This is a genomic window from Chlorobaculum sp. MV4-Y (assembly GCF_025244685.1).
In the GTDB taxonomy this organism is placed as follows: domain Bacteria; phylum Bacteroidota; class Chlorobiia; order Chlorobiales; family Chlorobiaceae; genus Chlorobaculum.
The window spans coordinates 1,254,631-1,274,518 of record NZ_CP104202.1 but is presented as its reverse complement, the minus strand read 5'-3'; the positions used below and the strand labels follow the sequence as shown (position 1 = coordinate 1,274,518).

Below are 19,888 nucleotides of genomic sequence, written 5' to 3'. Positions count from 1 at the left end.
AAACCCCATCAAGGCATTTATAATGTTAGATATTCACAATCCAGCGACCGACCACCACGACATGAGGGATCTGACCATCATCGGCGGTGGCCCGACAGGCATATTCGCGGCTTTCCAGTGCGGCATGAACAACATCTCCTGCCGTATCATTGAGAGCATGTCACAGCTCGGAGGGCAGCTCGCGGCGCTCTATCCGGAAAAACATATCTACGATGTGGCTGGCTTTCCGGAAGTTCCGGCCATCGATCTGGTCGAGAGTCTCTGGGCGCAGGCCGAACGGTACAATCCCGACGTTGTGCTGAACGAGGCGGTTACGAAATACACCAAACTCGACGACGGCACTTTCGAAACCCGAACCCACACGGGCAACGTTTATCGCTCGCGCGCCGTCCTCATCGCGGCGGGGCTTGGTGCGTTCGAGCCGCGCAAATTGCCGCAGCTCGGCAACATCGATCACCTCACCGGCAGCTCGGTTTATTACGCGGTCAAGTCGGTCGAAGATTTCAAGGGCAAGCGCGTGGTGATTGTCGGCGGCGGCGATTCGGCGCTCGACTGGACGGTGGGACTGATGAAGAACGCCGCTTCGGTGACGCTGGTGCACCGCGGCCACGAGTTCCAGGGTCACGGCAAGACCGCGCACGAGGTGGAGCAGGCCAGGGCGAACGGCACGATCGACGTGCATCTCGAAACTGAAGTGGTGAGCATCGAGGAGTCAAATGGCGCGTTGACGCACATGCACTTGCGCTCAAGCGACGGCTCGGAGTGGATGGTCGAGGCTGACCGCTTGCTCATTCTCATCGGCTTCAAATCGAACCTCGGTCCGCTGGCCGGATGGGATTTGGAGCTGTACGAGAACGCTCTCGTGGTTGATACCCACATGAAGACTTCGGTCGATGGCCTCTACGCAGCGGGCGACATCGCGTACTACCCCGGCAAGCTCAAGATCATCCAGACCGGCCTGAGCGAGGCGACGATGGCCGTGCGCCACAGCCTCTCCTACATCAAGCCGGGCGAGAAGATTCGTAACGTTTTCAGCAGCGTCAAGATGGCCAAGGAGAAGAAGGCCGCCGAGGCGAACAAGGCGGCGGAGGGGGCGAGCAAAGCGCCAGAGAACAAGGCAAAGTAAAGAGTCATGTCCGTTTCCACTTCGTCCCGACCTTCGGCCTTCCAGGCGTGGATGCTCGCCATCCGTCCGAAAACCCTTCCGGCAGGCGCGATGCCGGTGGTGATCGGCTCGGCGCTCGCCTTCGCTAACGGCGCGTTTCGCCCGCTTCCGGCGCTCGTGGCGCTGGTTTGCGCGCTCGGCATCCAGATCGCCACGAACTTCATCAACGAGATTTACGACTTCCGCAAGGGCGCTGACACCGCCGAGCGGCTTGGCCCGACGCGCACCGTGGCGGCCGGAATCATCACCGAACAGACGATGACGCGCGTCTCCATCACGCTCGGCGTTTCGGTCTTCGCGCTCGGCATGTACCTTGTCGCCATCGGCGGTTGGCCGATCCTGCTCATCGGCGTGCTGTCACTTTTATTTGCCTGGGCTTACACCGGTGGGCCGTTTCCTATCGCCTACTCAGGGCTTGGCGACGTGTTCGTCTTCATCTTTTTCGGTCTCGTGGCGGTCGGCGGCACCTACTTCGTGCAGGCGCTTTCGCTGCCGTTTCCGGTGCTTGTGGCCGCTGCCGCGCCTGGCGCGTTTTCGGTCTGCATCCTTTTAGTCAACAACATCCGCGACATCGATACCGACCGGAAAGTCGGCAAGATGACGCTTCCGGCCCGCATCGGTGCGCCCGCCGCGCGAGCGCTCTACGTCGCGCTGACCGTGCTCGCCTATCTCGTTCCGTTTTATATGCTTAACGCCGGTTATTCGGCTTGGTGCCTGTTGAGTCTTCTGAGCATTCCGCTCGCCATCGGCATGGTGCGCATGCTCTACGCTTCTGAGGGCCGGGCACTGAATGCGGTGCTTGCCGGTACCGGTAAGGTGCTCGCCGTGCACGGCGTACTCTTTTCCGTCGGGCTTGTTATTCCCAATATCATTTCGATTTTTCGTCCATGAATACCGATCAGGTTCGCATAGCGCTCGTCCAGATGAGCTGCGTTGAGAATCCGCAGGAAAACCTCCAGAAAGCGCAGGAGCGCATCCGCCAGGCTGCCGCGGGCGGGGCGAACATCGTCTGCCTGCAAGAATTGTTTACGACGCTCTACTTCTGCCAGACCGAGGAGTACGAGCCGTTCGGGTACGCCGAGCCGATTCCCGGCCCCTCGACCGCAGCATTGCAGGAGCTGGCCGCCGAACTCGGGGTGGTGATCGTGGCGTCGCTGTTCGAAATTCGAGCGCGTGGCGTGCACCACAATACGGCAGCGGTGATCGACGCCGACGGCAGCTACCTCGGCAAGTACCGCAAGATGCACATTCCCGACGACCCCGGCTTCTACGAGAAGTTCTACTTCGTCCCCGGCGACCTCGGCTACAAGGTGTTCGATACGAAATTTGGCGCGATTGGCGTCCTGATCTGCTGGGATCAGTGGTACCCCGAAGCCGCGCGACTGACGGCGTTGCGCGGAGCTGACATTCTCTTTTATCCCACGGCCATCGGCTGGGCGACCTCCGAGACTTCGGACACGGTTCGCGCAAGCCAGCGGCAGGCATGGAAGACCTCGCATCTCGGTCACGCCGTGGCAAACGGTGTGTTCGTAGCCGCCGCCAATCGCGCGGGCACCGAGGGCGATCTGGAGTTCTGGGGCAACAGCTTCGTCTCCGATCCATTCGGCCAGGTGATCTCGGAGGCCGCGCACAACAACGAGGAGATTCTCTATGCCGACTGCGACCTGTCGAAAATCTCCTTTTACCGCTCGCACTGGCCATTCATGCGCGACCGCCGCATCGACTCCTACGGCGACATCACGCGGCGCTGGATCGACGAATAAACCGTTATGATGATGAACCTGTTTGGCCAAATCATTCTTTTTACACTTATCGGCACTTGGCTCATCAAACTTGCCGCCGATCTTTTAAACCTCCGTGCTGCGTCGCCGACGCTTCCCGAGGCGTTTCGCGACGTGTATGATCCGGCGGACTATCGCCGCTCGCAGGAGTACCTCCGGGCCAACACCAAATTCTCACTCATCAGCTCGACCTTCGATCTCGCCCTGCTGCTCGTTTTCTGGTTCGCGGGCGGCTTCAACGCGCTCGACCAGCTTATTCGCGCCTGGGGCTTCGATCCGGTTATCAACGGCGTGCTCTACATCGGCGCGCTGCTGCTGTTTCAGAGCGTTGCCGACCTGCCGTTCAGCATCTACCATACTTTTGTGCTCGAAGAGAAGTTTGGCTTCAACAAGACCACGCCGAAGGTGTTCGTGACCGATCTCATCAAGACGCTTCTGCTTGCCGTGCTGATCGGCACACCGGTGCTGGCTGTGATCCTCTGGTTTTTCCAGAGCGCTGGGCCGCTCGGCTGGCTTTGGGCTTGGGGCGGCGTGACAGCGTTCAGTCTGCTTCTGCAATATGTTGCGCCGACCTGGATCATGCCGATGTTCAACAAGTTCGAGCCGCTCGAAGATGGCGAGCTGCGCAAGTCGATCATGGATTACGCTGCCGAGGTGCGCTTTCCGCTCACCGGAATTTACGTCATGGACGGCTCCAAACGCTCGGCGAAGGGCAACGCCTTTTTCACCGGATTTGGCAAGAACAAGCGCATTGCCTTGTTTGACACGCTCATCAAGAACCACTCGACAGGCGAGCTGGTAGCCGTTCTGGCGCACGAAATTGGTCACTTCAAGAAGAAACACATCCTCATGTCGATGGTGCTGAGTATGCTCAACCTCGGCGTGGTTTTCTATCTCCTTTCGCTCTTTATGAACAACCGGATGCTCTTCGAGGCTTTTGACATGCAGGAGACCTCGGTGTATGCGAGTCTGCTCTTTTTCATGCTGCTCTACAATCCGGTCGAGTTCATCATTTCGATTCTGATGCAGATGCTCTCCCGGCGCAACGAATTCGAGGCCGACCACTATGCTGTCACGACGTATCGAAATGGCGCACTTTTGGCTGACGCGCTCAAGAAGCTTTCGCGGCAGAACCTCTCGAACCTGACGCCGCACCCGTTCAACGTGTTCCTGAACTACTCCCATCCGCCGGTGTTGCAGCGCGTTCAGCGGATCGAAGCGGCTGCCCGGCACTGAATCTTTTTACCCTACTTTTCCAAGTCCAACGTACCGATGAGCGAACCGACCTATTTCATGCCGCCCGAGTGGGCGCCGCACGCCTCAACCTGGCTTTCGTGGCCGCACAAACTCGAATCGTGGCCCGGCAAGTTCGAGCCGGTTCCGGCAGTCTTCGCCGAGCTGGCCTATCAGCTCAGCCGCTCCGAAACGGTCAACATCAACGTGCTCGATGACGCGATGGAGGCCCAGGCACGCGAACTGCTGAAGGAGCGCGATCCCGAAGGGCGCTACGCCGGGCGTATCGTCTTCCACCGCATTCCGACCAACGACGCCTGGTGCCGCGACCACGGCCCGAACTATGTCATCCGCACGCAGGACGGCAAGCGTGATAAAGTCATCATGAACTGGGAGTACAACGCCTGGGGCGGCAAGTACGAACCATACAACGACGACAACGCCGTGCCGGAGCGTGTGGCGAAGATTCAGGGCTTGCCGATGATTTCGACCGGCATGGTGCTCGAAGGCGGCGCGATCGACGTGAATGGCGCGGGATTGCTGCTCACTACCACCGCCTGTCTGCTCAACCCCAACCGCAACCCATCGCTGAGCAAGGAGGAGATCGAAGCGCAGCTCAGGCGCTATCTCGGCATCGAAAAGGTGCTCTGGCTCGGCGATGGCATCGCAGGCGACGATACCGACGGCCACGTCGATGATATGGCTCGCTTCGTCAACGAAAACACTATCGTCATCACGGTCGAGGACGATCCGGAGGACGAAAACTACCAGATTCTCCAGGAGAACTACGAGCTTCTCAAAACCATGACCGGCCTCGATGGCAAGCCCCTGAACGTCGTCAAGCTCCCCATGCCCGAGCCGGTGTATTATGACGGCGAACGCCTCCCCGCTAGCTACGCCAACTTCTACATCGCCAACACAGTAGTTCTCGTCCCAACCTACCGCTGCCCCCGAGACCAGCAAGCCATCGACATCCTGCAACAATGCTTCCCCGGCAGGGAGGTTGTGGGTATCGATTGCAGTGATCTCATCTGGGGCCTCGGTGCGATTCACTGCGTCACGCATGAAGAGCCGGCGATTTAAGGTTAACAGGTTTACTGTTTGTGTCATTCTGCAGGGGTGATTACGACGACGATGTTTTTGACGATGTTTTTTCCATAAGTAGGAAGGAATAAAAAAGCGACCCATCTCTGGTCGCTTTTTTATTTCCCGATATCCTGAGCCTGTGCCGCTCTTTTCTTTTTGCTTGGTAAACTATTTTTGTTGATAATGGGTTTTTCTTGCTTGATATTCGGAAGAGTTTATTGTGCTTATAATTAATTAAGAAATAGTGCTTGTTTTTCCTTAATTTTGTCGCGAGACGATAAGGTAGGTAGTATCGGATTCCACAAGCCGGCTTATTTTTTATCCATAGTAAATCCAGGGAGTAAAACCATGTCAGAAGAGGCCAAAGACCTGCAAAAAGAACTTGCCAGGCGTAAACGGATGGCAATCGACATAGCATCGCAAATCCATGATATCGTCGAAGATTCGCTCTGGGTAGACTACGAGAAGATGCCCGGCCTTTCCAAAAAACTTGTGGCCGCTGTGCAGGAGGCCAACAAGTTCAAAGCCGACAATGGTCTCTCATGAAATCTCTATGCTGTGAGTGAGGCGAGGGGGCGCTGATGCCCTTGGGACCTTTCAAAATCATTATAAACGCCAAGAGGCTGTCACGGTTTCGCTTCCGGAACAGCCTCTTTTCATTTCGTGTATTTGTCGGCAGTGTGCGAGTTCTGCTGTTTGTCAGGTGTTGGCTGAATCGAGCATTTTGCAGTTTTCATCCACGATCTTTGCCGATTTCTGCAACAGGTCGAGGTCACTCTGGTCGAGCTTGATTTCGTAGATGTGCTCGACGCCGTTCTTGCCGAGCTTGATAGGGACACCGACGAATGTGCCGTCGATGCCGTACTGTCCGTCGAGGCTCACGGCGCAGGTCAGCACGCGCTTGCGATCCAGTACGATTGCCTCGACCATCTCGACCACCGACGCTGCCGGAGCGTAGAAGGCCGAACCCTGTTTGAGGAAGTTGACGATCTCCGCGCCACCGTTGCGGGTGCGCTCGACAAGCTCCGCGATCCTTTCAGCGGAAATGAGGTCAGACACTGGAATTCCCGCCACCGTGGTGTATTTGACCACCGGCACCATCGAGTCGCCGTGGCCGCCGAGCACGCAGGCGGTCACATCCTGCATTGAAACGCCAAGCTCCATGGCGATGAAGGAGCGGAAACGCGCCGAGTCGAGCACACCGGCCATGCCGATGACCCGCTCCTTCGGCAGTCCGCTTTTCTGCCAGGCCACGTGCGTCATGATATCGAGCGGGTTGGAGACCACCACGATGATCGGATTTTTCGAGTGCTCCATGATCTTTCCGGTCACTTCGCGGACGATACCAGCGTTCATCGTGAGCAGATCCTCGCGGCTCATTCCGGGCTTTCTCGGCAAGCCGGCGGTTATGACCACGATGTCGGAGTTTGCCGAATCGGCGTAGTCGTTCGAACCGCTCACCTTCGTGTCGAACAGGCCGATCGGGCCGCTTTCATACATGTCAAGTGCTTTTCCCTGAGGTATGCCTTCGACGACATCGAGCAACACAAGCTCTCTTGCAAGCTGTTTTTCTGCAAGACGGAAAGCCGTGGTTGCCCCAACGTTGCCTGCGCCAATAACGGTGATTTTCATAATGCACTTACGGGTTTTGGTTTCTGTTGGAATGATGCCCTTGCCTGGTAGCCGCAGGGGACATATTTAGAATCAGCGACGCCGCTGAAAATCCGGGAGTCGCAGCCACTCGCCAGTCAGTCGGGACAAAACGTCGTCGGGAGTGATTTGTTAAACCTCATTGAAACGGATTTCCGTGGGAATCCGCATTGTGTGCTCAAAAAACTTGAATTCAATACGTTCGGCAAGAGCTGCCTTGCCGGGAATATATACCAAGAAGCCCGGTGCTTCCGGTTAGTAGCGGAAGCAGCAGGTGAAACGCACAAGTCAGTGATTGGGCAGAAAAAGCGCCAGGCACCTGCGCCCGAAGGGTCAGTAGCGTTTCAATCGGCGATGTATCGGGATGCTCATAGAGCGTAAAAAAAGCAAGCCGTTAACGCTTGTCCGGCTTGCTTTCAATATAAGTGTAATGCATCTCCACCCAAATCAGGAGGGGATGATATCGACCTGTTTTTTGTTGTTGCGGCCGTTTCTGAAGTGAACGGTGCCATCGACGAGGGCGAAAATGGTGTGATCCCTGCCGAGACCAGCGTTGTCGCCCGGCTTGATAGCCGTGCCACGCTGGCGGAGAATGATGGTGCCTGCGTTGACCACAGAGCCCCCAGCGGCTTTTACGCCGAGGTATTTCGGATTGCTGTCGCGGCCGTTTTTGGTCGACCCGCCACCTTTTTTATGTGCCATGAGACAAAAAAATTTGTGTTATCAATTCCTGTTCGTTCAGAGTGACAGCACTTCGACCTGGGTCATGTGCTGGCGGTGTCCATTGCGTTTCTGGAAACGTTTGCGGCGTTTTTTGCGGAAGACGACGATGGTCTCGTCCCGGACGTGGTCAAGAACCTTGACCGTTGCGGTGCCTGCTTTCATGGCTGAATCCGCCTGATTGACCTGCATGAGAGTCTTCACTTCGATAACGTCGCCAGCGGCGGCCTTCTGCTTGGGGACAAAAATCTTGTCGCCTGCTTTTACCAGATACTGTTTGTCGGAAATCTCGATCAGCGCCTGCATCATTAGTAATAGTTTGGTGATAAAGAGCAAGAATATACAAGAAAGAAACTGTTTTTCAAATCGTTACCCTGATCTTTCACAGAGATGTTCAGCGCAGAAAAAATGTTACGAGCAGCACAATGCCGAACATGCTGAACGAGATGGTGAAAAGCCGGTACCAGGCACGATATTTCACCGCGTCGCAGGGGTAGGTGATGGGCTGGATCGCCTTGACGATGTAGCCCATCGTGAGTGCAATCTGGAGGATTATCAGGCCTATCTTGGCGAAGACCCACGGATGCCATCCTTCGTAGAAGTGCGCGAGGAGCAGGCCGGAAAGCAGTACCGAGATGACAGCTACGTCAGCCACCTTCGTTTCGAGTTTGATGAAGCGGCGCAGGAGCAGCGAGTACTCTTCGGCCTGCTTCTTTTCGCCGGTCAGGCCGGGTTCGAGCGTTTTCAACAGAAAGAGGGTTGCGAAGATCGTGCCGAACCAGGCGGCGAAGCCCGTGATGTGTATGACGCGCAGAAGAGCGTGAAAGTCCATGAGAGAACGATGGTTGATTGCCGGATAAAATGGTGATCCAAAATATGGAGTTGCCCAGAGCTTTTCAAGCTGTCTTGCAGACTTGTATATTTATGGCCGCTGCTTTAGTTTAACTCTCCTTTCGGTACACGACAATCTCATCCCGCGATCTCATCATGGCAAAAAGCGCTCAGGGCCGCACAAAAGAACCGACACCGATGATGCGCCAGTATCTCGATGTCAAGGAGCGTTATCCGGGCTATCTGTTGCTCTTCCGCGTGGGCGATTTCTACGAAACTTTTCTTGACGATGCGGTCACGGTTTCGGCGGCGCTGAATATCGTGCTGACAAAGCGCTCGAATGGCAGTGCCGGCGAGATACCGCTGGCCGGGTTTCCGCATCACGCCAGCGAAGGGTACATCGCCAAGCTGGTAACGAAAGGGTTCAAGGTGGCGGTGTGCGACCAGGTGGAAGAGCCGGCGCTGGCCAAGGGGATCGTCAAGCGCGAGATCACCGACATCGTGACGCCGGGCATCACCTACAGCAACAAGATTCTTGACGACCGGCACAACAACTACCTCTGTGCCGTTGTGCCGGTGAAGCGCGGGCGCGAGCACATGGCGGGCGTGGCGTTTGTGGACGTGACCACCGCCGAGTTTCGCATGACCGAACTGCCGCTCGGCGAGCTGAAGGATTTTCTTCAGTCGCTCCGCCCCTCCGAAATTCTGATCTCGTCGCGCGACAGGGAGCTTCACGAATCCCTCGCCAAAAGCCTCTTCAGCGGTGCGCTCTTCACAACGCTCGACGAGTGGATGTTCACCGATGAGCAGGCGGCGCGAGTGCTGGAAAACCACTTTAAGACCCATTCGCTCAAGGGCTTTGGCATCGAAGGGTACGAGGCAGGGCGGATTGCGGCGGGAGCCATCCTGCAATATCTCGAAGAGGCGAAGCAGGGAAGCCTGAAGTACCTCGTGCGGATCGGACTCGTCGAGAGTGGCGAAACCATGACGCTCGACATCCAGACGCGGCGCAATCTCGAAATCATCTCCTCGATGCAGGACGGCACGCTGAACGGCAGCCTGCTCGAAGTGCTCGACCGGACGAAAAACCCGATGGGCGCGCGGCTGCTCCGGCGCTGGCTGTTGCATCCGCTCAAAAAGCTGGAGCCGGTGGTGCATCGGCACGACGCGGTCGGGGAGCTGCTCGATGCGCCGGAGCTGCGCGAAGCGGCGCGGCAGGCGCTCGGCGGCATCATCGATCTGGAGCGGGCGCTGGCCCGCATCGCCACCTCGCGGGCCATGCCCCGAGAGGTGCGCCAGCTCGGTTCGTCGCTCGCGCTGGTTCCGCAGCTCAAATCCCTGCTTGAGGGCTGCCAGTCGCTCCGGTTGCGTGAACTGGCTCTGCGGCTCGATCCGCTGCCGGAGCTGGCCGACACTATCGAGCGTGCGCTCGATCCCGAAGCGTCGGGAACTTTGCGCGACGGCGGCTACATCCGCGCCGGGTATCACGCGGAGCTCGACGAGCTGCGTGCGATCTCGTCGGGGGCGCGTGACCGGCTGCTTGAAATCCAGCAGCAGGAGCGGCAGCGCACCTCGATTTCGACGCTCAAGGTGCAGTACAACAAGGTGTTCGGCTACTACATCGAGGTGAGTCGCGCCAACAGCGACAAGGTGCCGGAGTATTACGAAAAGAAGCAGACGCTTGTCAACGCCGAGCGCTACATGATTCCGGCGCTGAAGGAGTACGAGGAGAAGATTCTGACCGCCGAGGAGAAGAGCCAGTTGCTCGAACACCGGCTGTTTCAGGAGCTGTGCGCCGCGGTTGCCGAACAGGCGGCCTCGATCCAGACGACCGCTGCTGCGCTGGCCGAGCTGGACTGCCTCGCCTGCTTCGCGAGTTGCGCCGACGAGTTCGGCTACTGCCGTCCGGCGATGAACGAGGGCATGGAGTTGTCGATCACGGCGGGACGCCATCCGGTGCTCGAACGCATTCTCGGCGCGGACGAGCCGTACATCTCAAACGACTGCCATGTCGGCGCGAGCCAGCAGCTGCTCATCATCACCGGTCCGAACATGGCCGGTAAAAGCTCCTATCTGCGACAGGCGGGCCTCGTCGTGCTGCTCGCGCAGGTGGGCAGTTTCGTGCCCGCCGAGTCTGCCGAAATCGGTCTGGTTGACAGGATTTTCACCCGCGTCGGCGCGTCGGATAACCTCACCTCCGGCGAGAGCACCTTCCTCGTGGAGATGAACGAGGCGGCGAGCATCCTCAACAACGCCACCGAGCGCAGCCTGCTCCTGCTCGACGAGATCGGGCGCGGAACCAGTACTTTCGACGGCATGTCCATCGCCTGGTCGATGTGCGAGTACATCCACGACCAGCTCCGCGCACGCACACTCTTTGCCACGCACTACCACGAGTTGGCCGAGCTGGAATCGCGCTTCGAGCGGATCGTCAACTTCAACGCCACGGTGGTCGAGACCGCCGATACGGTGATCTTTCTGCGCAAGATCGTGCGTGGCGCGTCGGACAACAGCTACGGCATCGAGGTGGCCAAAATGGCCGGAATGCCGCCGGAGGTGATCGAGCGGGCGCGGGAGATTCTGGCCGGAATGGAGAGGCGCGAGGTCGAGGTGCCGGTGCAGCGGCAGGCTTCATCGCAACTCATGGCCCGCCAGATTTCGCTCTTCGAGGAGGAGGAGAGCCGCCTGCGCAAGGCGCTGTCCGGCATCGACATCAACCGCCTTACGCCGCTCGACGCGCTGATGGAGCTGAAGCGCTTGCAGGAGATCGCGCTCGGCAAAGGAGCGTGATTCACATGAGCGACGCGACTCGAACCCGTTCGGTTCTCCTTATTTTCGTGCAGGCCTCAAGTGGCGTCGATGGCGCGGCGTCGCTTGAAGGCACACCCAAATCCGGACTCGCCCTGCTGAAAGATCGCGCCATGAGTGCCGTCATCAAGCGGGCGCAGTTCGCCATTCCGCCGCTCTCGCTCATGATTCTCAGCTCGGTCGATGTTCCCGGTGTCCGGCAGGAGATCTGCGACCTTCGTTTCGACAAGCTGCCGCTCGACAGGTCGTGGGATCTGGTTGGCATCAGCGTCCAGACCGGTGCGGTCAAACCGGCCATCGAGGTCGCCTCGCTCTTCCGCGAGCGCGGCGTGCCGGTGGTACTTGGTGGGCCGTACGTCTCGATCTTTCCGGAGCGCTGCCGCGAGCACGGCGATACGCTGGTGATCGGCGAGGCCGACGAGCTGTGGCGCGAGGTGCTCGAAGATCTGCGGCGCGACGCACTCAAAGCCGAGTACCGGCAGGGGGCTTTTCCCGATCTCTCCGCACCGCGCCCGGTCGATAAATCCGCGCTCCAGATCAACCGCTACTTCACGACCAATGTCGTGCAGACCACGCGCGGATGTCCCTACAGTTGCGACTTCTGCAATGTGCACGTCATGAACGGCCACAAGCTGCGCCACCGTCCGGTCGGCGAGGTGGTGCGCGAGGTGGAGCAATTTCTCAAGCAGGATCGCCGCATCTTCTTCTTCCTCGACGACACGGTTAACGCCGACGCGGCCTATGCCGCCGAGCTGTTCTCGAAGCTCATTCCATTCAACATCAAGTGGGTTGGCCAGGCCACCACGCTGCTCGGCGAAAATCCGAAGCTGCTCGACATCTTCGCCCGCTCCGGCTGCGGGGCGCTCCTGGTGGGCATCGAGAGCCTCGCCGACGAAAGCAACCGGGCGCACCACAAATTCCACAACCCCGCCGAGCGGCAGGTGCGTTGCATCCAGGAGATTCGCAAGGCGGGCATCTGCGTCTATGGCAGCTTCATCTACGGCCTCGATGGCGACACGCTCGCCATGCCGGAGCGGATCGACGCCTTCATCGACGAGGCGGGTGTTGACGTACCCGGCATCAACCTGTTGCGCCCGATTCCGGGCACCGGCGTGTTCGATCGCCTTGCCGCCGAGGGACGGTTGCTGCACCCGAGCTACAACCACGACGCCTTCCGCTTTTCATGGGGGCAGGAGATGCTTTACTATCCAAAGCAGATGAGCCTCGAAGAGTTCATCCCGAGCTACACCGAGCTCACTTCGAAAGTTTTCACCCCCGCCGAGCCATCGAACGGGCGATGCGCGCTCCCACGCTCCGCTCGGCAGTGCTGATGTTCAACATGCTCTACGTGCACATGTACGGGTTGTCGAGAAAGGATTTGCGGCGGCAGCTTGCGGAACTCAGCTTAGTGCGCTGATCTCTTCTTCGAGCATCTGCTGCATGTAGAGGTCGGCGTAGTAGCGGCCGTTCTGGAGCAGCTCTTCGTGGGTGCCGCTTTCGGCGATGGCGCCGTCGTGCAGCACGATAATGCGGTCGCAGTTCCTCACAGTCGAGATTCTGTGGCTGATAAGCACGATGGTGGTTTCGGGCAGCTTCTTGAGCAGGCCGTCGAAGATGCTGGCCTCGGTGGCGGTATCGACCGCCGAGAGCGCGTCGTCGAGCACGAGAATCGATGGATGCCACCGGAGCGCCCGTGCGATGCAGGCACGCTGCTTTTGGCCGCCCGACAGGTTGATGCCTTTTTCGCCGAGCATCGTGTCGAAGCCATCCGGAAAATCGGTCACATCATCGTGCAGCATGGCGATCCGGCTCGCTTCGATCACGTCAATACCGCCGCCGTTGCTGCCGAAATCGATATTGTTGCGGATCGTGTCCGAAAAGAGGAAGTTCGACTGCGGCACGAAGCCGATGGTGCGCCGGATCGCGCCGAGCGACAGGGATTTTATATCCTGCCCGGCGATGGTGATGCGCCCGTTCGTCGGGTCGTACAGGCGCGGAATCAGGTTGACAAGCGTCGATTTGCCGGAGCCGGTTGCCCCGACGATGGCCACCTTCGTGCCCGGCTCGACGGTGAACGAAATGTCGTGCAGCACCTGGCGGTCGGGCTGCGAGGGATAGGCAAAGCCGACATGCTCGAACGCCAGCTCACCCTTGAGCGGCTTCTTTGTTTCGCTCGCCTGTCTGGAGGTCGGTTCGACGATCTCTGGCTTCGCGTTAAATATCTCATCCAGCCTGCCCTGCGCTGCTGCCGCCTTCTGGATGATGTTGGTCACCCAGCCGATCGAGATGATCGGCCAGCTCAGCATCGTTACGTAAACCACGAACTGGGCGATGTCGCCGATGCTCATCGTACCGTTTATCACACCGAGGCCGCCCGCCCAGATGACCGGTATTAGCGATAGCGCTGTCATCGCGGTCAGCACAGCCATGAATCCCGCCTGGATTCTGCCGAGCCGCAGGTTCTTGTCGTAATAGTCACGGTTCAGTGCCTCGAACCGGTTGGTCTCCCACTCCTCGCGATTGTAGTTTCTGACCACCCGGATGCCGGAGATATTCTCCTGCACGAGGTTGGTGATGGAGGCGTAGTTCTCCTGGATTTTTTTTGACTGAAACTGAAGCGAGACGCCGGTTTTGTAAACCGACCAGCTCAGAAATGGCGCAGGAAGCAGCGCGAAAAGCGTGAGGAGCGGAGAGATGGCAAGCATCGCGCCGATGGCGAAGAACAGCCGGAAGAGCGTGTTGATCGAGTACATGATGCCCGGCCCGAGAAAGTCGCGGATGGCGTTCAGGTCGTTGGTGCCGCGTGAAATCAGCTCACCTGATCCGGTGGTGTCGTAAAACGAGGCGGAGAGGGTTTGCAGGTGCGAGTAGTAGTCGTTCTTCAGGTCGAACTCGATATGCCGGGATGTGACGATGATGAGCTGGCGAACGAGATAGAGCGTAATGCCGCTAAGGGCGGCGAAGAGAATATAGAGGCCGGTCTTGTGCAGGATTTCGTGCATCTCGAACGGCTTGCCCATGAGGTCAATTGCCTCGCCGAGATAACGTGGTGCGGCGATGGCGAAAAAGTTGGTGGCGACAACGCACACGATGCCAGCGGCAAGCGATTTCCGGTAGCGAAAAAGATATGGGCGCAGGGCCAGCAGATTTTTCATCCGTTCTTTTTTGATGTGACGCACTTAATGTATAATAAGTGAAGCGAAATCAAAACGGACTTCTACGATGGCCTTTGAATCAAGCAAAAGTTACTATTCGATAGGTGAGGTAAGCCGGATTTCCGGCATTCCCGCTTACCTGCTCCGCTACTGGGAGGACTATTTCAGCGAGCTCGCTCCTGCAAGGGACACTCGAGGGAACCGGCGCTACACCAACCGGGATATTGCCATGGTGCTCAATATCAAGGATCTGGTGTACGAAAAAGGGTACAAGCTGAACAAGGCGAGCCAGATGGTCAAGGGCGGCAAGGTTGATAATGCTGGTGCTGATCACAAAACCAACGAGATACTGAAACTGCAGAAGCAGCTTTCAAAGGAGCAGAAAGAGTTCGAGATCACCGGCGAGCGCCGAAGGATGCTGCTTCTCGAAATCAAGGATGAGATCGAGGATATTCTGGAGCTTCTGGGGTGAGTGATAAAAGAGGCGAAGATGAGACCCTCTTGCTCATATTGATTCTGCGGTAGATGTCTTAACTCAAATTGTTATCAAAATCGGGGTCTGACTCGGTTTTGATTCAATAAAAAAAAGACCGGCACGAGGGCCGGTCTTTTTTTGCATTCGAAACTATTGTCGCTTGCTTACTGAGCGTACAAAACTTCAAACTGTCCGACGCCGCCTTTGCAGACGTGCTCGACCCAGCGGGCATAAGCGCCACCGCTCCAGCGGTACTCTTCGAGGTTCTGCGAACGGTACTGAGGCGCCGCATAACGAATCTTGTAGCCTTTTGGCAGGACAACCTTGAGCTGGGCATCAACATTGAAGTTGTTGAACTTGCCAACCATGCCGTGGTGAACCAGCGGAATGAGCGGGTGGTTAAGGATTCTGCGGAGGCCGCCGCCTGCATCGACCGATACGCCGGGGAATTCGCCGTCAACCTTGACTTCGATACCCTGCGAGTCGGAGCGGAAACCAGCTTCAACCTGTGCGGGCCTGTTAAGCTTGTCTGACGGGAAGAGCTCCGCCCAGCGGGAGATAGAATCGACCATACCGGAACCGCCGTGCGAGAAGCGCCAGCGGGAAACGCCGACCGGACCTTTAGGGCCACTCTCAGTGTTCAGGCCGTTGACCTCGATCCTCGAAATTCTCTGGCCGCCTTCGTTCAGAGCAGTAAAGGCGGGGCCGATAAACCAGAAGTCACGGATCCAGTCGTTGAACGCGCCGGTGCTGCCAATGGCTCTCACGGTACCTTCCCAGGTATCAATGAGGTCGTTGTTGTCGAGCGGAACTTTCATGAGGATGTCATGGAACTGACGGCCCTGCATGTAGATCGGGTTGGGCACGTTGCGGCGGACCGCGTCGGAGCGGTAGTAGTACATGTTCACTACGGAGCCTTCAAAAGAGAAGGTGTGGCTGAAGTCGCCAACCGAGACCATGCCTTCACCGACGGAGATCCTTCTCTCCTTGGTTTCGTTGGCGATGTCGGCCTCGATGGTGAGCTTGTTCTTGGTGCTGTCGACAATCGACTCGAAAACGGCGGAGATGCGAACGAAACCTTTTGCCGGATCGAGCGGTTTTACATTCAGCTTGACATTGCAGTCTGCAGGAAGCAGAGGGCTGGCCGGAGGTACGTTGACCTTAGCCCGGGCCTTCACCTTTCCCCAGGAGCTGGAACCGCCTTCAAGTACGATTTCATAATCGGAGTGAGCGGTCGTCACGTCGTTTGAGCCGAAAAGAGCCATAATGATTCTCCTTTTTCTGGTGGCGTTTAAAATGGTATTTTCAGGAAAAACACTGGGTTGCTTCCTGTTATAACAGCTTGAAACAAATTTAAAGAATAAATATTAATAAGTAAAGTAAAATATGTCTCTTCCCGGCTTCCGGCGCCCATCTCTCAGTTTCCTTTCAATGGTGTTTGCAATGACTCAGGCGAGCTGTTTCTGTCCATTATCCTGTTCTGTAAAGGGGCGTCGTCATGAGTGATGCTGATAAAGGCGCCTGGCCTCGTTTACTCTCGAGAACTTTTTTTCTGCCACTCCTAAGCGGCCTGCTACTCGGTATCTCCTTTCCGACCTGGCCCACCGTTCATCTCGAACCTCTTGCATGGATAGCCCTGGTTCCGTTATTGCTTTCTCTTGAACACGAAGAACGTTTCGGCCCTTTTTTCAGAAAGAGCTGGATGGCGATGCTTTTGTTTTGTCTCATCACGCTCTGGTGGGTATGCCTCGCCACCATGGTTGGCGGCATTCTCACCGTGTTTGTGCAGTCACTCTTTTCAAGCGTGCCGTTGGTGGTGTTTTACTATTTCAAGAAGAGAGCCGGTTTTCGATCAGCCTTGCTTGCTTTGCCTTTTATATGGACGGGGTGGGAGTGGGCTTACATGCAGCAGGATTTTTCGCTCGGGTGGCTGACCTTCGGCAATTCGCAGGCCAATCTGCTCTGGATGGTACAGTATGCCGATTTGACAGGCGTTTGGGGAATCAGTTTCTGGCTGTTGACTTTCAATGTGCTTGCGCTGTTGCTTTTCAGGGGAAAGGAGACGTTTCAGGTGAAGGCGGGTATCGTGATGGTCATGCTTGTGATGATTGCTACTCCGCTCTTCTACGCGCGGCAGGTTTTCCGGAATACGGCGTTGGATAATACTTATTCTAAAGTACGCGTTGCGCTGGTGCAGCCGGATATCGATCCTCATGAAAAATGGGATGGCCTCGGCCCGGAAGAGACCCTGTCACGGCTCTACAGCCTGACCGGGCAAGCGGTGCGCGGGGAGCGTCCGGAGCTGATTATCTGGCCGGAAACCGCCATACCGTTTTATATCCGCTTGCCGGAAAACAAGCCGTACATGGACTCGGTCATGCGCATGGTCATGCGCTGGGATGCACCCCTGCTGACCGGATTCCCTGATGAGGTGCCGGTCTTCCCGAACTCTGCGAGGGGCGAGGCTGTGGCTGCTTCCGGGGTGGAGTATGCCGCTTACAACGCCTCTATGCTTCTGCGTCCGGCAGGTGGCCCGGTGCAGATTTACCGGAAGATGCGCCTTGTGCCTTTCGGAGAGCGGGTTCCCTATTCGGAATATTTTCCGTGGCTGGAGAAGCTCAGCTTTTCGATGTCGGGGATATCGAGCTGGGCGAAAGGACGGGAGACTACCGTTATGCGCTTTACAAGTCGTGAAGGGCAGTTGGTCAGGATGGCCAACATTATCTGCTATGAATCGATTTTCCCCGGTCAGGTATCGAAGTTTGTCAGACGAGGTGCGCAGTTCTTGACTCTTGTCACTAACGATGGCTGGTATGGCACTTCATACGGTCCATGGCAACATGCGGCCATCGGCAGGCTCCGCTGCATCGAAAACCGCCGGGCTATGGCCCGCTGTGCCAATACCGGTGTGACGCTCTTCTACGATACCTGTGGGCGCAGTTACGCTGAAACGCCCTGGTGGCAACAGTCGGTGCTGACTGCCGATGTGCCACTTGAAAGCGGTATCACTTTTTACACGATCCATCCGGATTTGGTGCCCCAGGCATGTTTGGGGATTGCTGGTGTGCTGGCGCTGGCGGCGGTGGTGAGGAAGCGACGGTAGGCGAAAACGTGGAGGTTGTGGGCAAGAATATTTAATTCTCTCTACAGCCCGTACTCCTTGATTTTGCGGTAGAGCGTCCGCTCGTTGATACCAAGGGCCTGTGCGGTCTTGCGCTTGTTTCCGTCGAATTTTGCCAAGGCCTCCCCGATGGCGCGTTTTTCCAGCTCTTCGAGCCTTACCGGAGCCTCATCTTGGGCCGCAGGCGCTGGTGAAGTCTGTGCGAGTGGCTGTGCAGGGAAAGCCGGCAGCAGCAGCGGCGACGTTGGCTGGCGGTAGAGGAGCGCCTGTTGAAGCATCTGCCGGATTTCGCCGATCTCCTGGCGGAGCTGGATGAGGCTGCTGTAGATCAGGTTCAATTCGTTTTTCTCCGATTTGCCGGGTTCATGCACCAGCCCCTTGTGGCGGCTGCGCTGCACCAGATGTTTTTCGAGAATATCGGGAGTGATCTTCTTACCCCGTTCGAGGATGAGCAGCGATTCGATCAGATTGCGCAGTTCCCGCACGTTGCCCGGCCACGGGTAGCGCAGCATCAGCTCGCCTGACTCCTGACTGAATCCCTCGAAGGCGATGGCGTGCTTCCGCTCGAACTCGTGCACAAAGTGTTCGGCCAGCATCAGAATGTCACTGCCGCGCTCCCGCAGCGGTGGAATGAGCAACTCCACGCTTCTGAGGCGGTAGTAAAGATCCTCTCTGAAGTGCTTTTCAGCAACCGCCTGGTTGAGGTTGCGGTTGGTGGCCGCGATGATCCTCGTGTCCGTAGAGATCGTTTCCGATGCACCGACCCGCTGAAACTGGCCGGTTTCGATGACGCGCAGAAGCTTGACCTGCGTTTCGAGCGGCATTTCACCGATTTCATCCAGAAAGATCGTGCCTTTGTCAGCACTCTCGAAGTACCCTTTTCTTGCCTGTACCGCACCGGTGAAGGCACCCTTTTCATGGCCGAACAACTCAGATTCGAGAATGCCCGACGGGATCGCACCGCAGTTGACCGGGATCATGCTTCTGCCCGCCCGGCGGCTGTGGTCATGGATGAAGAGGGCCAGCACCTCCTTGCCAGAACCGGTTTCTCCAGTGATGAGCACCGTGACGTCAGTATCGGCGACCTGCATGGCCAGCTCCCTGAGCTGGACGATGCCCGCCGACCGCCCGATGAATTCGATGCTGCGGCTCATGCTCGCTTGATCTGTATCATGGTCATGGTTGCGGTGGCACGACGATTGATTCGATCGGAAGCGTGCGCGCGAAAGCTACGGCCTCCTGCTGGGTCGTGAATGTGCGTCTCAGGCGCACTTTGTAGACTCCGTTGATTTGCTGCACCCGGGCCGGGGCTGTGTATTGTAGCTGCGCGACCAGCTGCTCGGCATTGGTGATGCTGTCAAAGCTGCCGAACTGAAGCGTGAAATTTCCCCCCGTAGTCTGCGCAGGGGGTGGTGCCATCTTGGTGCTGACGGTGTCACCTTTGCTTGTGGCACGGGCAGGGGCAACTGGCGGAGGCGTGCGTTTGAGTGACGAATCGGGCTTGCTGGCAGACTGGTTTGGCTGAAGCGGCTGGGCGATGGCCATCACTGGAGGGCGCGAATCCGACGAAGCCCTCGCCTGCATGACCGGCAGGCCGGGGGTAGTCGATACTGCAAACTCATAAGCAGCCAGCCGCGAGCTGCTTATCGGATCGAGTTGAGGATCGGGATGCTCCTCAAGCTGTTTCCGGTACAGTTTTGCCGCTTTCGGGCCATCTTCGGTCAGGAGCGCCTCGACGAGAATCTTTTCCGAGGGCTTTGTGAGTTGCTTGCGGATTTTTTCCAGTAAATAAACCTTATCTTCTCTCACATCTTTCACGATTTCGGAAGCATATGAGGTTTTGGCCGCCATTGCCGCGGGTTG

General features: G+C 57.5%; 17 protein-coding genes and 1 pseudogene. 10 read left to right on the top strand and 8 right to left on the bottom strand.

What is annotated here, in order from left to right:
- Positions 1–22: 22 nt before the first annotated feature.
- From NY406_RS06155 to NY406_RS06130, 6 genes are all read left to right on the top strand, one after another.
- Positions 23–1,126, top strand: coding sequence for an NAD(P)/FAD-dependent oxidoreductase (locus NY406_RS06155; RefSeq protein ID WP_260533250.1), 1,104 nt, complete (start codon positions 23–25; stop codon positions 1,124–1,126).
- A gap of 6 nt (positions 1,127–1,132) precedes the next feature.
- On the top strand, positions 1,133–2,056 hold the full coding sequence (locus tag NY406_RS06150; protein ID WP_260533249.1) for a 1,4-dihydroxy-2-naphthoate polyprenyltransferase: 924 nt from the start codon (positions 1,133–1,135) through the stop codon (positions 2,054–2,056).
- Positions 2,053–2,928 carry a carbon-nitrogen hydrolase gene (locus tag NY406_RS06145; RefSeq protein WP_260533248.1) on the top strand — a complete coding sequence of 292 codons (876 nt, stop codon included), beginning with the start codon at positions 2,053–2,055 and terminating at the stop codon, positions 2,926–2,928. The genes NY406_RS06150 and NY406_RS06145 overlap by 4 nt, the downstream gene beginning before the upstream one ends.
- A 12-nt stretch (positions 2,929–2,940) precedes the next feature.
- Positions 2,941–4,182, top strand: coding sequence for a M48 family metallopeptidase (locus NY406_RS06140; protein ID WP_260633759.1), 1,242 nt, complete (start codon positions 2,941–2,943; stop codon positions 4,180–4,182).
- Positions 4,183–4,218: 36 nt separating this feature from the next.
- Entirely contained in the window at positions 4,219–5,262 is a 1,044-nt protein-coding gene (locus tag NY406_RS06135; RefSeq protein WP_260533247.1) for an agmatine/peptidylarginine deiminase, read from the top strand.
- Positions 5,263–5,613: 351 nt separating this feature from the next.
- A complete protein-coding gene (locus NY406_RS06130; protein WP_260533246.1) occupies positions 5,614–5,811 on the top strand; it encodes a CCE_0567 family metalloprotein in 198 nt (65 codons plus the stop codon).
- A 153-nt stretch (positions 5,812–5,964) separates the two neighbouring features.
- Here the strand turns inward: NY406_RS06130 and mdh are convergent, their stop codons facing one another.
- From mdh to NY406_RS06110, 4 genes are all read right to left on the bottom strand, one after another.
- Positions 5,965–6,897: a malate dehydrogenase gene (gene mdh / locus NY406_RS06125; RefSeq protein WP_260533245.1), complete on the bottom strand. Its 933-nt coding sequence runs from the start codon at positions 6,895–6,897 to the stop codon at positions 5,965–5,967.
- 465 nt (positions 6,898–7,362) lie between these two features.
- Positions 7,363–7,617 (bottom strand): 50S ribosomal protein L27, encoded by a 255-nt coding sequence (gene rpmA, locus NY406_RS06120; protein WP_260533244.1) that lies wholly within the window; start codon positions 7,615–7,617, stop codon positions 7,363–7,365.
- 36 nt (positions 7,618–7,653) lie between these two features.
- Complete coding sequence (gene rplU, locus NY406_RS06115; RefSeq protein WP_260633758.1) at positions 7,654–7,941, bottom strand: 50S ribosomal protein L21; 288 nt, start codon at positions 7,939–7,941, stop codon at positions 7,654–7,656.
- Between the two features lie 88 nt (positions 7,942–8,029).
- Positions 8,030–8,467, bottom strand: coding sequence for a hypothetical protein (locus tag NY406_RS06110; protein WP_260533243.1), 438 nt, complete (start codon positions 8,465–8,467; stop codon positions 8,030–8,032).
- Positions 8,468–8,622: 155 nt separating this feature from the next.
- Here NY406_RS06110 and mutS point away from each other — a divergent pair, with 155 nt between their 5' ends.
- Together mutS and NY406_RS06100 are read left to right on the top strand one after the other, a co-directional pair.
- A complete protein-coding gene (gene mutS / locus NY406_RS06105) occupies positions 8,623–11,256 on the top strand; it encodes a DNA mismatch repair protein MutS (protein ID WP_260533242.1) in 2,634 nt (877 codons plus the stop codon).
- A 5-nt stretch (positions 11,257–11,261) separates the two neighbouring features.
- Positions 11,262–12,691: pseudogene (locus tag NY406_RS06100) on the top strand (B12-binding domain-containing radical SAM protein).
- On the opposite strand, the gene NY406_RS06095 reads toward NY406_RS06100, so the two are convergent.
- Complete coding sequence (locus NY406_RS06095) at positions 12,675–14,429, bottom strand: ABC transporter ATP-binding protein (protein ID WP_260533241.1); 1,755 nt, start codon at positions 14,427–14,429, stop codon at positions 12,675–12,677. The pseudogene NY406_RS06100 and the gene NY406_RS06095 sit on opposite strands and share 17 nt — an antisense overlap.
- Positions 14,430–14,496: 67 nt before the next feature.
- On the opposite strand from NY406_RS06095, the gene NY406_RS06090 reads away from it, so the two are divergent.
- Complete coding sequence (locus NY406_RS06090; protein ID WP_260533240.1) at positions 14,497–14,901, top strand: MerR family transcriptional regulator; 405 nt, start codon at positions 14,497–14,499, stop codon at positions 14,899–14,901.
- Between the two features lie 167 nt (positions 14,902–15,068).
- Here NY406_RS06090 and NY406_RS06085 read toward each other — a convergent pair whose 3' ends face one another.
- Positions 15,069–16,169 (bottom strand): bacteriochlorophyll a protein, encoded by a 1,101-nt coding sequence (locus tag NY406_RS06085; RefSeq protein WP_260533239.1) that lies wholly within the window; start codon positions 16,167–16,169, stop codon positions 15,069–15,071.
- Positions 16,170–16,402: 233 nt separating this feature from the next.
- Between NY406_RS06085 and lnt the strand changes: the two genes are divergently transcribed.
- Complete coding sequence (gene lnt, locus NY406_RS06080) at positions 16,403–18,007, top strand: apolipoprotein N-acyltransferase (RefSeq protein WP_260533238.1); 1,605 nt, start codon at positions 16,403–16,405, stop codon at positions 18,005–18,007.
- 41 nt (positions 18,008–18,048) lie between these two features.
- On the opposite strand, the gene NY406_RS06075 is transcribed toward lnt, so the two are convergent.
- The gene (locus NY406_RS06075; protein WP_260533237.1) at positions 18,049–19,179 is read right to left on the bottom strand and encodes a sigma-54 interaction domain-containing protein; all 1,131 of its coding nucleotides are present in this window, start codon (positions 19,177–19,179) and stop codon (positions 18,049–18,051) included.
- Between the two features lie 22 nt (positions 19,180–19,201).
- Positions 19,202–19,834, bottom strand: a complete 633-nt coding sequence (locus tag NY406_RS06070; protein ID WP_260533236.1) for an SPOR domain-containing protein — start codon at positions 19,832–19,834, stop codon at positions 19,202–19,204.
- Positions 19,835–19,888 lie beyond the last annotated feature (54 nt).

Excerpts from the sequence above, each read along its gene's own strand:
- NY406_RS06155 (WP_260533250.1), top strand. The coding sequence starts at position 23 with ATGTTAGATATTCACAATCCAGCGACCGACCACCACGACATGAGGGAT.
- mdh (WP_260533245.1), bottom strand. The coding sequence starts at position 6,897 with ATGAAAATCACCGTTATTGGCGCAGGCAACGTTGGGGCAACCACGGCT.
- NY406_RS06150 (WP_260533249.1), top strand. The coding sequence starts at position 1,133 with ATGTCCGTTTCCACTTCGTCCCGACCTTCGGCCTTCCAGGCGTGGATG.
- NY406_RS06145 (WP_260533248.1), top strand. The coding sequence starts at position 2,053 with ATGAATACCGATCAGGTTCGCATAGCGCTCGTCCAGATGAGCTGCGTT.
- NY406_RS06075 (WP_260533237.1), bottom strand. The coding sequence starts at position 19,179 with ATGAGCCGCAGCATCGAATTCATCGGGCGGTCGGCGGGCATCGTCCAG.
- NY406_RS06090 (WP_260533240.1), top strand. The coding sequence starts at position 14,497 with ATGGCCTTTGAATCAAGCAAAAGTTACTATTCGATAGGTGAGGTAAGC.
- rplU (WP_260633758.1), bottom strand. The coding sequence starts at position 7,941 with ATGCAGGCGCTGATCGAGATTTCCGACAAACAGTATCTGGTAAAAGCA.
- NY406_RS06135 (WP_260533247.1), top strand. The coding sequence starts at position 4,219 with ATGAGCGAACCGACCTATTTCATGCCGCCCGAGTGGGCGCCGCACGCC.
- mutS (WP_260533242.1), top strand. The coding sequence starts at position 8,623 with ATGGCAAAAAGCGCTCAGGGCCGCACAAAAGAACCGACACCGATGATG.
- lnt (WP_260533238.1), top strand. The coding sequence starts at position 16,403 with ATGAGTGATGCTGATAAAGGCGCCTGGCCTCGTTTACTCTCGAGAACT.
- NY406_RS06095 (WP_260533241.1), bottom strand. The coding sequence starts at position 14,429 with ATGAAAAATCTGCTGGCCCTGCGCCCATATCTTTTTCGCTACCGGAAA.
- NY406_RS06110 (WP_260533243.1), bottom strand. The coding sequence starts at position 8,467 with ATGGACTTTCACGCTCTTCTGCGCGTCATACACATCACGGGCTTCGCC.
- rpmA (WP_260533244.1), bottom strand. The coding sequence starts at position 7,617 with ATGGCACATAAAAAAGGTGGCGGGTCGACCAAAAACGGCCGCGACAGC.
- NY406_RS06140 (WP_260633759.1), top strand. The coding sequence starts at position 2,941 with ATGAACCTGTTTGGCCAAATCATTCTTTTTACACTTATCGGCACTTGG.
- NY406_RS06085 (WP_260533239.1), bottom strand. The coding sequence starts at position 16,169 with ATGGCTCTTTTCGGCTCAAACGACGTGACGACCGCTCACTCCGATTAT.
- NY406_RS06130 (WP_260533246.1), top strand. The coding sequence starts at position 5,614 with ATGTCAGAAGAGGCCAAAGACCTGCAAAAAGAACTTGCCAGGCGTAAA.